This window comes from Bacillus sp. SG-1, assembly GCF_000181495.1.
Classification (GTDB): Bacteria; Bacillota; Bacilli; order Bacillales; family Bacillaceae_B; genus Rossellomorea.
Genome location: NZ_ABCF01000005.1, coordinates 42015 through 55478, shown reverse-complemented (window position 1 = coordinate 55478; position 13464 = coordinate 42015). Strand labels below are relative to the sequence as shown.

Annotated in this window: 12 protein-coding genes and 1 riboswitch; of the genes, 6 read left to right on the top strand and 6 right to left on the bottom strand. The window is 41.5% G+C overall.

Annotation, left to right across the window (positions count from 1 at the left end):
• Positions 1-33: 33 nt before the first annotated feature.
• The 3 genes from BSG1_RS05955 to BSG1_RS05945 all read right to left on the bottom strand — a co-directional run bounded on the left by BSG1_RS05955 (position 34) and on the right by BSG1_RS05945 (position 2857).
• Positions 34-966, bottom strand: coding sequence for an HD-GYP domain-containing protein (locus BSG1_RS05955; RefSeq protein ID WP_006836040.1), 933 nt, complete (start codon positions 964-966; stop codon positions 34-36).
• Positions 967-1055: 89 nt separating this feature from the next.
• Entirely contained in the window at positions 1056-1754 is a 699-nt protein-coding gene (locus tag BSG1_RS05950) for a hypothetical protein (RefSeq protein ID WP_006836039.1), read from the bottom strand.
• Positions 1755-1834: 80 nt separating this feature from the next.
• Positions 1835-1923, bottom strand: a riboswitch (cyclic di-GMP riboswitch).
• Between the two features lie 229 nt (positions 1924-2152).
• Positions 2153-2857 carry a Dps family protein gene (locus BSG1_RS05945; protein WP_006836038.1) on the bottom strand — a complete coding sequence of 235 codons (705 nt, stop codon included), beginning with the start codon at positions 2855-2857 and terminating at the stop codon, positions 2153-2155.
• 197 nt (positions 2858-3054) lie between these two features.
• Here BSG1_RS05945 and BSG1_RS05940 point away from each other — a divergent pair, with 197 nt between their 5' ends.
• Positions 3055-3948, top strand: coding sequence for a vanadium-dependent haloperoxidase (locus BSG1_RS05940; protein ID WP_006836037.1), 894 nt, complete (start codon positions 3055-3057; stop codon positions 3946-3948).
• Between the two features lie 146 nt (positions 3949-4094).
• On the top strand, positions 4095-4640 hold the full coding sequence (locus tag BSG1_RS19750; RefSeq protein ID WP_006836036.1) for a LysM peptidoglycan-binding domain-containing protein: 546 nt from the start codon (positions 4095-4097) through the stop codon (positions 4638-4640).
• A 45-nt stretch (positions 4641-4685) separates the two neighbouring features.
• Here BSG1_RS19750 and BSG1_RS05930 read toward each other — a convergent pair whose 3' ends face one another.
• On the bottom strand, positions 4686-5453 hold the full coding sequence (locus BSG1_RS05930; RefSeq protein WP_006836035.1) for an SDR family oxidoreductase: 768 nt from the start codon (positions 5451-5453) through the stop codon (positions 4686-4688).
• 23 nt (positions 5454-5476) lie between these two features.
• Positions 5477-6115 (bottom strand): GTP cyclohydrolase I FolE, encoded by a 639-nt coding sequence (folE, locus tag BSG1_RS05925; protein WP_006836034.1) that lies wholly within the window; start codon positions 6113-6115, stop codon positions 5477-5479.
• A gap of 310 nt (positions 6116-6425) precedes the next feature.
• Here folE and BSG1_RS05920 point away from each other — a divergent pair, with 310 nt between their 5' ends.
• The 4 genes from BSG1_RS05920 (at position 6426) to BSG1_RS05905 (ending at position 11194) form a co-directional block, all read left to right on the top strand.
• Positions 6426-7304: a dimethylarginine dimethylaminohydrolase family protein gene (locus BSG1_RS05920; RefSeq protein ID WP_006836033.1), complete on the top strand. Its 879-nt coding sequence runs from the start codon at positions 6426-6428 to the stop codon at positions 7302-7304.
• Between the two features lie 226 nt (positions 7305-7530).
• Positions 7531-8238 carry a 23S rRNA pseudouridine(2604) synthase RluF gene (gene rluF, locus BSG1_RS05915; protein WP_044022485.1) on the top strand — a complete coding sequence of 236 codons (708 nt, stop codon included), beginning with the start codon at positions 7531-7533 and terminating at the stop codon, positions 8236-8238.
• A gap of 549 nt (positions 8239-8787) precedes the next feature.
• Complete coding sequence (locus tag BSG1_RS05910) at positions 8788-9570, top strand: HAD-IIB family hydrolase (protein WP_006836031.1); 783 nt, start codon at positions 8788-8790, stop codon at positions 9568-9570.
• Between the two features lie 133 nt (positions 9571-9703).
• Complete coding sequence (locus BSG1_RS05905; RefSeq protein ID WP_006836030.1) at positions 9704-11194, top strand: glycine betaine uptake BCCT transporter; 1491 nt, start codon at positions 9704-9706, stop codon at positions 11192-11194.
• Between the two features lie 373 nt (positions 11195-11567).
• Here the strand turns inward: BSG1_RS05905 and BSG1_RS05900 are convergent, their stop codons facing one another.
• Positions 11568-13121, bottom strand: coding sequence for a glycine betaine uptake BCCT transporter (locus BSG1_RS05900; protein ID WP_006836029.1), 1554 nt, complete (start codon positions 13119-13121; stop codon positions 11568-11570).
• Positions 13122-13464: the final 343 nt, after the last annotated feature.

Sequence of the window (13464 nt, the reverse complement as noted above, 5' to 3'; positions counted from 1 at the left end):
AAAAACCTGCTTCCTTCTCGAGGAGCAGGTTTTTTATCCAGTATTTTCGGAGTCTTGTTTACCTACAAGGCCTTCTTCGATCAACACTTCTTCAAAAGCCTTCACAACTTGCGGGTCATAATGGGTACCCGAGAGCTTTTTTAACTCATCCAATGCAAATTGGGCATTAAAAGCCTTCCGGTATGCCCGGTCTTCAGTCATCGCATCAAACGTGTCACTGACCGCAATGATTCTTGCTTCAAGAGAGATTTCATCACCTTTTAATCCTTGAGGATACCCGGTCCCGTTCAACCTCTCATGGTGCTGCTCGATAATTGGGTGGATTTCTTCATAGTAAGTACCCTTAATCATCTCCGCTCCATCCCCAGGATGCTTTTTGATGATGGCAAACTCTTCATCTGTCAGACGTCCTGGCTTGTTGAGGATTTCTTCAGGGACGTTGATTTTTCCGATGTCGTGGAGGCTGGCTGCAATATTCAAATTATCCAATTGAGATCTATTTAGCTTGAGTTTTTTTGCAATTCTCATTGAATAATTTGCAACCCTATCACTATGCTTGAAAGTATAACGATCTTTTAGCTCAACTTGTTTTGCAATTTCATATAAAGAGTTAATCTCTTTACTGATATGAAAAAAAGTCTGCTCGGTAAAAATACAAAGCAATTTAACTTCAGATATCACTTTAAAGAAAATTGTTTCTTTTAACCCTTCTGCTGAAAAGTAATCTTCGGTTCCTAGTGTACAGTTAACACCTTGATCTTCAAAAGTTATTTCCCCTGATAGGATAAAATAGAATTCAAAGGCATCAGGATTATCACTCGGGTAAAGATACACCATTCTGCCTGCTTCAATTCGCTGTGTTATGACTTCAACACCTTGACCACGTGATATTAAACTTAGTTCTAACGGGTCAAGAACCACCTTTTCAAGTGAGGATTCTTTGGAACCTATTTTCAAACCTTCCATCTTTACACCCACTTATAAAGAAAATAAGAACAAGTCTTTTTAAACTTGTTCTAAATTTTACTAAAATTCCGTATTTTTAGCATTAAAAATTAAATGCCTACCACTCGAAGTGGATCAATCCAAACCCATCTGTCAGCAAAACGCACAAGCTTCCAGCTACACTCTGCCTGTACACCCAATTTTGCTGCTTTCTCTATTGTCTCAGCTGACATTTCCAATGTTTCGTTGAATACCTTGTCAATGACATCTTCAAGGTCTTCCGTATATTTAGCAGTCTTTTCTTCTGCCGCTTCATTCTTTTTATTTAGTTTTTCTCTCAGCTTAGCAAGCTTTTTATTTAATTTGTTTTCCTCTTTGTCTTCTGCTTCAACTAATTGAGTTGTTAATAGAGTTATTTCATTATTTAATTCCGATATCTTCAGATCAATTTTTTCTCTTTCTTTAATAATTTTCTCATCAATCTTAGCCAATTTCTTTACCAGCTTCTTGAATTTTTTTGCATCATGGCGGTTCATTTCAAGCTCTATTAAAACCTCTCCATGTTCCTCGGTGAGTTCCAGTATCTCTTTTCCTTCTTCGATTTCACGTACTTCCATTAGATATTCTTCCTGAAGCTCATCAGCCTTTTCTACCGCTTTTTCAATCTTTTTATCAATATCCCTATTTGTTTTTTCAATCATTTCCATTGCTTTTGCCTGGTCTTCAGCCTTATTTTCATTAGCTAACGCATTAGAACCTAATCCAAAAAACATAGCACTTGCGATTAACATCGAAAACAGTTTCTTCATCCAATAATCTCTCCTTTAGAGTTTTTATACTTTATCGATAGGCACAAAAAAAGCCCTATCAAAATCTAAAGGGTCCATTGTTCTGCAACTGGCTGGCATTGTATTTATGTACGTTAGCCCCTTTAGCTTTGCGTCCAATTCCTTTCGGAAGAGGTTGCCTTTATTTACTATTCTCTTGTTAATCTTAGTATATAAGGACTTAAGACCTAAGTCTAGTGAAATGATTGTAATATTCTGTCTAGTTTTGGTGAATATTAAAATATTAAAAAATTCACTTCTTAAAATTCCTTTAAGTATACAATTTGTGCAAACTAAAAACCCAATAACTGCTGAAAATCAGCATTATTGGGTCTGGAGTTACGTTTATACCTTTACAGCTATCTCATGGCACTCCATGTCTAATTCGGCAGATTATCATTCAAATGACGATTATTAGCAATATCCTGATTGCCATCTAATAAATGCGTCATACCGCGAACCAGTGAATCATCTTCAAGAAGACTCCAAAGGTGATAGCCAAGGTCTTCTCGCTTCAGTAGTACTTCTTCCAGAACCTGAACCGTTCCGAAGTCATTCAGCTCATGAGCACGTTTAATGGTCTTTCTCATCATGCCCTGGATTTTGATTTCATGTTCCAGGTCATTGCGTAAGAAATCCCTCATTGTATAACGGCCTTCCACTTCATGTTTGATATAAGAAATTTCATGTTGTGTCACAGGATGAGCAGTTGGAACGACCCCCAGCCTTGCCACCCTCTCGCCAACCTCATCAATATGCTTTTCAGTAACATCGATATGTTCATCCAGAATGTGATGGAGACTTCCAAATGACTCAGCTCCTTCCGTCAACCAGTGATGCTTTGTATATTGATGAAGCGCCACATTCAGAGCACAAAGATGCTCATCAAGCATCAACCCCATCTCCAGGCGGGTTTCATAAGGAAGGCTGATACCGCTCCCTTCTTTTCGTGCTGTTCTTGGTTCTTGTCTGAGAATCATTTCATTGGAATGTTGATTTTGATGTCCCGGCATTTTCGGATCAAAACCTGTTTTAGAAAGCTTGAATTCGTCATGCGAGAATCCCTGGTTATCATGCTGTTGCATATCTTATGACCTCTTTTCTGGAAAAATTCACTCCTTTATTGTCCTTGTTTTAAGGCTGTTTTATTCGTTAACTCATGAATATTTTTTTCAATCCTTAGCTTACTTGCCGCCCAATATAAAGTGGCGGGTGATAGCCTAGTCCCTTTTTCTGTGCAAGACATAAAATAAAGGAGAAAGACCGAGGGAGGTGAATAGAGATGTCGAACTATCTAAAGTGGTCAGAGGTCCCATATGCAGGTGAACAGTTTCCCCCTGCAGATCCTGTCACCCCTCTGGCAGGTTCCTGGCCTTTACTTTTTTTACAAGCAGACAAGAAGGGGAACTTTTTTAATCCTAGAGGGAAAAAGCTGAAGCTTCCCATTACACACCCGGAGCAAATTGACTTCGAAAGGGAATTAAAAATTGTTCAAAGAACTTTAACAACACTAACCCCCGCCCAAAAGGAAATAGCTACTTATTATGGCACGGGAGTTCCTACCAAGCAGTGGACTCCTGTCATTGATCGCTTGATTGATGCCTATAATGTAGGACCTACTCAGGCAGCAAGAATCTTGTCTATCTATCACGGAGCGATAAATGATGCTATGATCATTGCCTGGCACTTGAAATATGATTGGGATGTCGCAAGACCCGATCAATATGATGAAACACTTGAAACGCTTCTATGTACTCCACGTTTTCCCACTTATCCTTCTGGTCACGCCGTTATGTCGGGATGTTCTGAAGCTGTATTAAGTTATTTCTTTCCAGGTGAAACAAGAAAATTGCGTAAGATTGCCAATGATAATGCGGTTGGAAGACTATATGCCGGAGTCCATTTCCCTTCGGATAATGACCAGGGGGTTAATCTTGGACGGTACATTGGCAAGGTCATTACAGAAGATATTCAAAAACAAATAAATTCCGATTTCAGGCAAATAGACAAACCTTATAGACACTTTCAAGATGCAGATATTTTCCCTGTGGATTTCAAGCAGTTCATTCCTTATGACTTTGATGACTCTTGTTCTTCACTTTTGCTTAGTGATAATGCTGAAAGAACCGGGCCTGATTATACTTCCAGTGTTCCTAAGCCTTTTTTGACATTTTGATGCTAATAATGGAGGGCGCCGTCCACACAGCGGTTCTTTCCTTTTTCCATATCTTAAACGTGGACAAGCTTTTCTCCTTATTATGTTTGAGACTTTTTTTAACAGGAAGATAAATACTGTAAGACTAAAAAGGGAGGAGAAAACAGATGAAGAAAACTTCAAAGATTTTAGCCCCTGCTTTAGCCTTAGGAATGATAGCTGGAGGAGGTGCAGCTTCAGCTGCCGGTACCTCTGTCACAGTTGAAAAGGGAGACACTTTATGGGGAATTGCACAAAACCATGATAATGTGTCAGTAAACAATTTATATGATTGGAATCCCGGTCTCGATGCCCGCAGCCTGGAAATCGGTTCAGAAATCATGCTTCACGATAAACCTGAATACCCTAATGAAACTTTTCACACGGTAACTCCCGGAGAAACCCTTTGGAGCATCGCCAACCTCCATGCGGGACTAACCTTAGAAGAATTATATGAATTGAATCCTGAAGTTGATCCTTATAGCCTTGTCATCGGTTCAGATGTAAAAGTAAGCCCAAGCTCACGAGAGGTTTTCCATACAGTAAAACCTGATGAGACACTCTGGAGCATTTCAAACCTCCATGCCAATTTGACTCTCGATGATCTTTACGATTTAAACCCTGATATCGATCCTCGCAGCCTTGCCATCGGTTCCGAAGTAAGAGTCCGATAATATAAAAAACCCTGCATCACATTGGATGCAGGATTTTTCATTTCATTAGAGAATAACACCATTTCGGTTCACAACATTTATTCCGCCAGAAGCGGAGATGATACTCCCAGTGATGAGATCAGAGTTCTCATCGCATATAAACCCGATAAGACGGGAAATGTCCTCGCCTGTACCTGATCTTCCAATCGGGGTCCGGTCATCCCTAATCCCTCTTGCCTCTTCGATGGATGACTCTTTCATCTCCCCCCTGATATCTCCAGGGCAAATCATGTTGGCCGTTATACCGTGTTCAGCTTCTTCCAATGCAATGGATCTCGTTAAAGAAACCAAACCAACCTTTGCTGCACTGAAAGCTGAGCGGTATATCCAGCCAGGAGAGTGCTCAGCATCCTGGAAGCCATAATTAACGACCCGGCCGAATTTTTGTTTTCTCATGATCGGAATGGTCAATTTCAAGAAGTGAAAAACAGCTGTCAAATTACCGTTGATCATCTCCTCCCACTCCGCATCGTCATAGTCGATCAGCTTCTTGCGCTCAAAAATATACGGACCGGCATTATTGATCAGATAATCAATACGGCCAAATCGGTTCATCGTCTGCTGGATAATGTTGACGATATCTTCTTTTCTGGTGATATCACCTTGAACAAATAGGAGCTGGTCAAGATAAGGAGCCCACTCCTGCTTTAATTGTTCGACCCTCTCAAAGTCACTTCTGTAATTGACCGTGACCGAACAACCTTTATTGAGAAAATGCTCTGTTACCTTTTTTCCAAGCCCTTTGGAACCGGCAGTGATCACTGCATGTCTCATTTTTCTCACCTGCACTATCGACTTTATCTATTTAGAAGGGTTAGAAATTCCATTCTTGCATCTGCTTTATCAGCATACAATCCCCTGACTGCTGTCGTTGTCGTGGAGGCATTCGATTTCTTGATGCCACGGCCGCACATACACATATGTTTTGCTTCAATAACAACCATCGCGCCTTGAGGTTCTAGAATATCTTCAACAGCTTGGGCAATTTCATTCGTCAGCCTTTCCTGAACCTGAAAACGCTTGGCGTACCCTTCAACCATGCGGCCGATTTTGGATAACCCTGTAATCTTCTTGTCAGGGATATAGCCGACATGGGCTACACCAAAGAATGGCGCAAAATGATGTTCGCACATGGAATAGAACTCGATATCTTTCACCATCACCAGCTCTTTATGCTGAACATCGAATACTTTCTCAAGGTGCGCTTTCGGGTCTTCCCGATAACCTTCTGTGTATTCCATGAAAGCTTTCAGCACTCGGAACGGTGTTTCCTGAAGGCCATCACGGTTTGGGTCATCGCCGCAGATTTCAATCAGGCTTTTGATCCCATCCATATACTGTTGTGCTTTAATAATATCTGTATCTATATCTCCAGAAGTCCCTTTGAACAACTCCTGAAGTTTTTGAATCATGAATTGATTTTCGGTCATTAACATAATAAACCTCTCACTCTCTATTATGAAATAAAACCACAAGCAGAAAACTTACGGTTTCATGTTATACATACTATATCACAAATTAATTCATCCTTTTATACCTTGAGCACTCTTGAAAATCATTTCCAGCTCTATTTACTATTCAGCTGCCTAATCGAAATTATTTTTCCTCTTTAAAGTAACCCTTTAGCCCACTAAAAGGGACTGTCCCTCTTAGCGCGTTAAAGCGTTAAAGACAACTGAAAAAGGTAAATATTATCGGCTCGAACTGTTTATCCTAAAGATAACTTGATTGATGAGGAGAGTTCTTATGAGTACAGATTCTCAAGAGACATACAGAACCTTTTGCAACAGCGAATATGACACCCTGAAGCGAGTCATTCTTTGTGAGCCGCACTATATGACGATCAGGGATGTCATCAATGAGACGCAGAAAAAGTTCAAGGATGAAGGCATACATATAGAAAAAGCCGTCGAACAGCATGGTGAGTTTGTCAAAACATTGAGGGAAAACGGAGTAGAAGTTGCGCTATTACCTTATCATAAAAAATATCATGAGCAGGTATTTACCCGTGATATCGGCTTCACTCTTGGGCAGACAGTCTTTGTCGCCAGAATGGCCAGCCAGGCGAGAAAAGGCGAAGAAGAAGTCTTGAAGCAATGGCTCGACGATGAAGAATTGTCTTATTACAATTTAGCTGAAGACAAGATTGAAGGTGGGGATGTCATCATCGACCGAAACACCATCTATATCGGACTTAGTGACAGAACAACACAAGATTCCGTCGACCATTTGCAAAGCCTCCTTCCAAACTTCGATGTAAAGGGAATCAAATTCAAGGAAGAGTATCTGCATTTGGATTGTGTCTTCAATGTCATCTCACCGACAGAGGCTATCATCTTCCGCGATGCCATGACAGAAGAGGACATTGAATTTTTCAGCTCCCGCTACGAATTAATAGAGGTAACCAAAGACGAACAATTCACCCTCGGAACCAATGTGCTTTCCATTGGAAACAAGAAGGTTTTCAGTCTGCCGGTTAACAAAGAGGTGAATAAACAACTCCGCGACAGGGGCTATAACGTTTTAGAAGTCGATATTACTGAAATCATTAAGTCAGGGGGGTCCTTCCGTTGCTGTTCTCTTCCTATTTTAAGGGAAATCAACCACGACGCCATGGGACATTAAGAACGAAGAGCAGGTTCCTATTCACCTCTATCCAATTCACGACCAGCTGACAGTTGTAATTGAGTATTTAATTCCGCACTCCCTTCTTAAAAAGGGGGTGTTTATTTTGTTGAATTGCACAAAAGGAGGCTTTGTAGAAGATGTCTCTTAAGGCATTTCTTGAAAACATAACGTTAATTGGATATTCTTAAAGCTACAATGATATAAATGAAGGTGTGTGTTCGAATTGCGTATAAATAAATTTATCAGTGAAGCCGGGAAAGCTTCAAGACGAGGGGCAGACAGGCTGATTGAAGAAGGCCGAGTTACCATCAATGGCAAAAAAGCTAAAATCGGCGACCAGGTTGAGCCAGGTGACGATATCAGGGTAAGCGGGCAGCAAATCCGGGTAGCGCGGAATAACGTTTACCTCGCCTTGAATAAACCGGTGGGCATCACCAGTACTACGGAAAAGAATGTAAAGGGCAATATTGTGGACCTCGTGAACCACCCATTAAGAGTATTCAATATTGGCCGTCTCGATAAAGACTCAGACGGGTTGATCCTTCTGACAAACGATGGTGATATTGTCAATGAAATCCTGAGGGCGGAAAACCAGCATGAGAAAGAATATATCGTTTCCGTCGACAAGCCGATCACGCCTGAATTCTTGACTCAAATGTCCGAAGGGGTCAAAATCCTTGGGACCAAAACCCTGCCATGTAAGGTAGAGCAGCTTTCCAAATTTGATTTCAAGATCATCCTGACACAAGGCCTGAATCGCCAGATCCGCCGCATGTGTGAGGCGCTGGGCTACGAAGTGTTCAGACTTCAGCGTGTCCGCATCATGAATATCCATTTAGGGAATCTACCTGTCGGCCAATGGCGGGACCTGACAAAGAAAGAAAAGCAGCAATTATTCCGCGAACTGGATTATGAGCCAAAAGAATGGTGAGCCTTTAAAAATAAATACTATGAAGGTCATGGGCGTTTCATTTCTGTTGGGGATGTACGCAACAAAATGAACCAACCTCTCCGGCCGACAATCAAAAAAATGGTCTATTCTTTAGCGGAGTAGACCATCTTTTCGAAGACCGTTTGAAGTGTGGACCATTCTTAAGGAGAATGAACCATCTTCTCCTGGCATCCTCTAACAATAGGACTATTTCTTAACGAAACGAACCACATTCTTCGGGATTCTGTAAAAATCGGATCATTTTTCTGTGGATATAACCAATTCCTCGGAGCACCCTCGAAAATTTGGGCTATTCCTCTGAGAAATAAACCACCGCCTCAGGACACCCTATAAAACTTAGAACACTCTCCCAAGATGTCCTAGAAATCAGGACCCTCCACAGTATGAATTATTATCCACCGGCCAGCGCCAAAACTACCAAACAATAAAAACTTTCCGAATTTCCTTGCTCCAAAACTTTTTATTCTCCTAGAGGCCTACTTTTTTGGAAAATCGGGTATAGTGGTTTAGGGAAGAAAGGAGGATACTATGGCATTCTTTATGTTTGATGTGGACGGCGTCCTGACGGATGAGCATGCCCAACCGAGCGAGAAAGTTTTACATATCATCGAAAAGCTTTACCAGCAAAACGAACAGCTGGCCTTCATTACAGGCCGGTCAAGAAAGTGGCTGGCAGAAAACATTTTTTCCTCCCTCGATAAAGAGGAGGATTGGTCAAGACTGTACTGTGTTGCTGAGCATGGTGCAATCAAAGGAAAAGGACATGATATCAGCAACTGGCAGCTTGATGAAGATTTTATTATTCAAGATGAGATAAAAGACAAACTGCAAAGAATCAGCAAAAAACCTGACTACAAAGGCCTTATTGAATGGGATGAAACAAAGGAATCCATGGGCACAGTTGAGGCGGTTCACGGTGAGCCGGGAGACGAAGAGCACCTTAAAAAGACAAGACAAGCATTAAAGGTGTACGCAGAAGAAGCTAAAAAAGTCGCCGAAATGCATAACAAAAAGGTCGTTGTCTCTACTTATGGAGTCGATGTAGTCCCGCCTGACCTTTCCAAAAAGATCGGAGCACAGTGGATATTGGAGCAACATTCTGTTTCAGAAGAAACGGTTTATGTGTTTGGGGACAGCCAGGGGGATTTCATCATGGCTGAAACAGCCAGGCAATACGGTGCAAAAGATATAACGTTCTTCTGGGTGGGAGACGGTGATTCCCCTGAAAAAAAGGATGATACTATTACCATTAAAAGCGCCAGTGAGAACTTTGCAGCAGGAACAGAAATTATATTAAAAAAACTATCATAAGAAGGATAGTTATCGCCTTTCATCAGTCCGATAGCCTTTCGATACTCTGGGATTGGAAGCGCTATTCCGAATATTATGTTATAATAATAGAGTTGGATACTCTCAAACTCTAAATTTTTTTGAGAGGTGAAGTATGAGTAAAGCGACACATGTATTTTGGTATGCTTTGGCTATCTCCTTGATAGTCGTCATTTGGGGAGCTGTTGCTCCTGAGAATTTGAATAACTTTTCTTCTAATCTAACTGGCCGTATTTTAAGTGATTTTGGCTGGTTCTACTTGCTGATTGTTATCGCCATTCTTCTTTTCTGTGTTTTCCTCATGTTTTCTAAATTTGGTAAGTTAAAACTGGGAAAGAAGGATGACGAGCCCGAGTTTAGCAAAACTTCTTGGTTTGCCATGCTCTTTAGTGCCGGAATGGGGATTGGTCTTGTTTTCTGGACAACTGCAGAACCTATTTCGCACGCATTTATCAGCAGTCCTATGAGTGACGAAGGATCAAACGAAGCAATAAAAGAAGCGTTAAAATATTCCTTTTTCCACTGGGGCGTCCATGCCTGGGCAGTCTATGGAATTGTCGGACTGATTCTCGCTTATTTCAAGTTTAATAAGGGGGCTCCCGGCTTGATCAGTGCCACTCTTACTCCTTTATTCGGCGAAGAGATGATGAGAGGGGCACTTGGGAAAATCATTGACGTACTTGCTGTATTTGCAACAGTTATCGGTGTCGCTGCAACCCTGGGGTTCGGTTCTGCCCAAATCACAGGCGGACTTTCCTACTTATTTGGGACTCCGAATAACTTTACTGTTCAAATCCTTGTACTGGCCATCGCAACCGTGTTGTTCATCTGGTCTGCCTGGTCAGGAATCGGGAAAGGAATCAAATACTTAAGTAATATTAATATGGGATTAGCGCTATTTCTGCTGATTCTTCTATTCATTGTCGGACCAAGCATGTATATCCTCAATATGTTCACCGATACCCTGGGAAGATACATCTCGGATTTCTTTGATATGAGCTTCAGACTGGCTCCATTAAATGAGGATAATCGCAGCTGGATCAACGGCTGGACAATCTTCTATTGGGCTTGGTGGATCTCCTGGGCGCCATTCGTGGGAATCTTTATCGCCCGTATTTCTAAAGGACGTACAGTTCGTGAATTCCTATTCGGTGTCTTACTGCTTCCATCCGTCGTATGTTTTGTTTTCTTCGCTGTTTTCGGTGTCTCCGCTCTTGAGCTGGAACAACTTGGAACTGCGGCGATCTCTGAACTTACCCTGGAAACATCGACATTCGGTGTACTCGCAGAGTATCCATTAGGATTCTTCATGTCTGTTCTCACCATTCTTGTCATAGCAATTTTCTTTATCACTTCCGCAGATTCTGCTACCTTCGTGCTAGGTATGTTAAGCACAAACGGACAGTTGAATCCTGGTAACTCAGTGAAAATTGGATGGGGATTGATTCAATCAACCATCGCAGCAGTCGTGGTCTATTTTGGCGGAACGCAAGGTTTACAGAACATGCTGATCATCGCAGCCCTGCCATTTGCTGTTGTTATGATTTTAATGTGCGTGTCTTTCTTCAAAGACATTCAAAAAGAAGTCCGTTCACAACGTAAATAAAAATAACAGAAGAGTATCCAATCAAAGCACTGTTTCTACTATTAGGAACAGTGCTTTGTCTTGTAGACGAAGTTTAAGATATAGACCATGCCTATAAGCTTTTGTATATTTAAATTGGGTACTGCCTAGTCAAAAATTGGAGTGGTTATTAGAAATAATTGATTTCGCTGCATGCGCACAACTTCACGTGGCAGGCGGTGCGTCCCCGTTGCAGTACTCCTTCTCCATTAGCTGATTTTGATACGTAAACACTGATTTAAACAAACCCCCACTCCGCTCATAAGGTCGGGGTGGGGGTGTCTATTGTCAGAATGCAGAACCAGTTGGTTCTCGTATTCTGACTAGTTAAATACAATCCTAAAAACTGGGTTAGCTAAGGTGTAATTTTTGGTTTTCTCTCCAAATGAGAAATTTCCTCAGCTTTCTTTTCCTTCGTTTTAAAATGATTCATTTGCATGTCATATTCTTTTCCAAGCTCCTTGACCAATCCATAGCACATGACAAGCACGACAAATGTAAGCGGAAGTGCACTTACGATGATTGCTGTCTGCAGTCCTGTCAGACCACCGGACGCCATCAGCACAAGTGTGGATGCGACCAGGATAATACCCCATACCACTTTAACACTGTTAGCAGGGTTTAATTTCCCGCCTGTTGTGAGCATTCCAAGAACAAAAGTCGCTGAGTCGGCTGATGTGACGAAGAAAGTCGTAATCAGTGCCACAGTCAACACCGATAGAAGCGCTCCGAACGGTAGTTGTTGATAGGTAAAGAATAGAGCCGTTTCTAAGCTTTGGCCTGAAACATCCAAGCCCTCGGCGATCTGAAGGTTTATTCCCGTTCCGCCGAACACAGTAAACCACAAGGTACAGACAAGGGTTGGAACTAATAGGACCGCAATCGTGAACTCACGGATGGTACGTCCTTTTGATACACGCGCAATGAACATTCCCACAAATGGAGTCCACGAAATCCACCAAGCCCAATAGAACACAGTCCAGCCTTGGGTCCATGCAGCTTCATCCGCATTGAAGGGAGATAAACGCAAGCCCATTTGAACGACATTTTGCAAATAGCTGCCCATGGTGGTGGTAAACATGTTCATCAAGAATAACGTAGGACCAAGTATAAGCATGGCAATAAATAATATGACAGCTAACGACATATTGATATTACTTAATAACTTGATTCCTTTTGAAATGCCTGTAGTCGCTGAAACAATGAAAAGTACAGTAATGATCATCATAATGATGAACTGGACAAAGAAGTTGTTCGGAATTCCAATCAGATACTCCAGTCCAGCGTTAATCTGTTGAGATCCCAATCCTAATGATGCAGCAACGCCAAATAATGTTGCAAACACGGCGACAACATCAATTGTCTTACCGATTGGGCCTTTCACCTTTTCACCAATTACAGGATGAAGAGTGGCGCTCATTAATCCAGGCGCACCCCTGTTAAACTTCTGATACGCAAGTGCCAAAGCAACGATTGCATAAATCGCCCAGGCATGCAATCCCCAATGAAGCCAGGTATATCGCATTCCCGTAATTCCCGCTTGTGCCGTCCCGCCATCTCCTAAAGGTGGTGAAGAAAAGTGGGAAATTGGCTCAGAAACGCCGTAAAACAATAAACCGATTCCCATTCCGGCCGAAAATAGCATAGCAAACCAGGTCGGTCTGCTGAATTCGGGTTGTGAATCTTGTTTTCCTAATTTGATTTTTCCATATTTACTGAAAATCATAAACACGGCAAATATGAGGAAAAAGGTGGCGACCAGCTGATAAAACCAGCCGAAATTCTCTAGTACAAATCCTTTTGCTACGTCCATTGCCGATCCCAATTGTTCAGGTAACAACACCCCAATTAGGACAAAAACAACGGAAATTCCTACCGAGATCCTAAAAACGGACCTGTCCATTTGCATCAATCCTTTACTACTTTAATAAATAATCCTATGTACCTAGTACAAATATCTATTAAATCATAATCTGAACAAATAGAAAAACACCTGTAGCTTTCATATTTCGTCAAATTTCGCAATTTTCAACATAGAGATCAGTTTACCCATGTTAGATATACAAATCCTAAGAGATGGTTATGAATGCGCCTTCATTCCCCTTCACAGCTCATTAACTAGCACAATCCAGTATCCTTCTAACGCCAAGGTTTCCAATTATTCTTTTTTTGTTCTTTTCGATATGTTCCAACCTGTTATTTCTCATTTCCTCATTTTCATACTGTATCGGTTATCTGCGTATGTAACTGAC

Bases quoted from the DNA above. Each gene is read 5' to 3' on its own strand.
- BSG1_RS05955 (WP_006836040.1), bottom strand. From the start codon at position 966: ATGGAAGGTTTGAAAATAGGTTCCAAAGAATCCTCACTTGAAAAGGTG.
- BSG1_RS05950 (WP_006836039.1), bottom strand. From the start codon at position 1,754: ATGAAGAAACTGTTTTCGATGTTAATCGCAAGTGCTATGTTTTTTGGA.
- BSG1_RS05945 (WP_006836038.1), bottom strand. From the start codon at position 2,857: ATGCAACAGCATGATAACCAGGGATTCTCGCATGACGAATTCAAGCTT.
- BSG1_RS05940 (WP_006836037.1), top strand. From the start codon at position 3,055: ATGTCGAACTATCTAAAGTGGTCAGAGGTCCCATATGCAGGTGAACAG.
- BSG1_RS19750 (WP_006836036.1), top strand. From the start codon at position 4,095: ATGAAGAAAACTTCAAAGATTTTAGCCCCTGCTTTAGCCTTAGGAATG.
- BSG1_RS05930 (WP_006836035.1), bottom strand. From the start codon at position 5,453: ATGAGACATGCAGTGATCACTGCCGGTTCCAAAGGGCTTGGAAAAAAG.
- folE (WP_006836034.1), bottom strand. From the start codon at position 6,115: ATGTTAATGACCGAAAATCAATTCATGATTCAAAAACTTCAGGAGTTG.
- BSG1_RS05920 (WP_006836033.1), top strand. From the start codon at position 6,426: ATGAGTACAGATTCTCAAGAGACATACAGAACCTTTTGCAACAGCGAA.
- BSG1_RS05910 (WP_006836031.1), top strand. From the start codon at position 8,788: ATGGCATTCTTTATGTTTGATGTGGACGGCGTCCTGACGGATGAGCAT.
- BSG1_RS05905 (WP_006836030.1), top strand. From the start codon at position 9,704: ATGAGTAAAGCGACACATGTATTTTGGTATGCTTTGGCTATCTCCTTG.
- BSG1_RS05900 (WP_006836029.1), bottom strand. From the start codon at position 13,121: ATGCAAATGGACAGGTCCGTTTTTAGGATCTCGGTAGGAATTTCCGTT.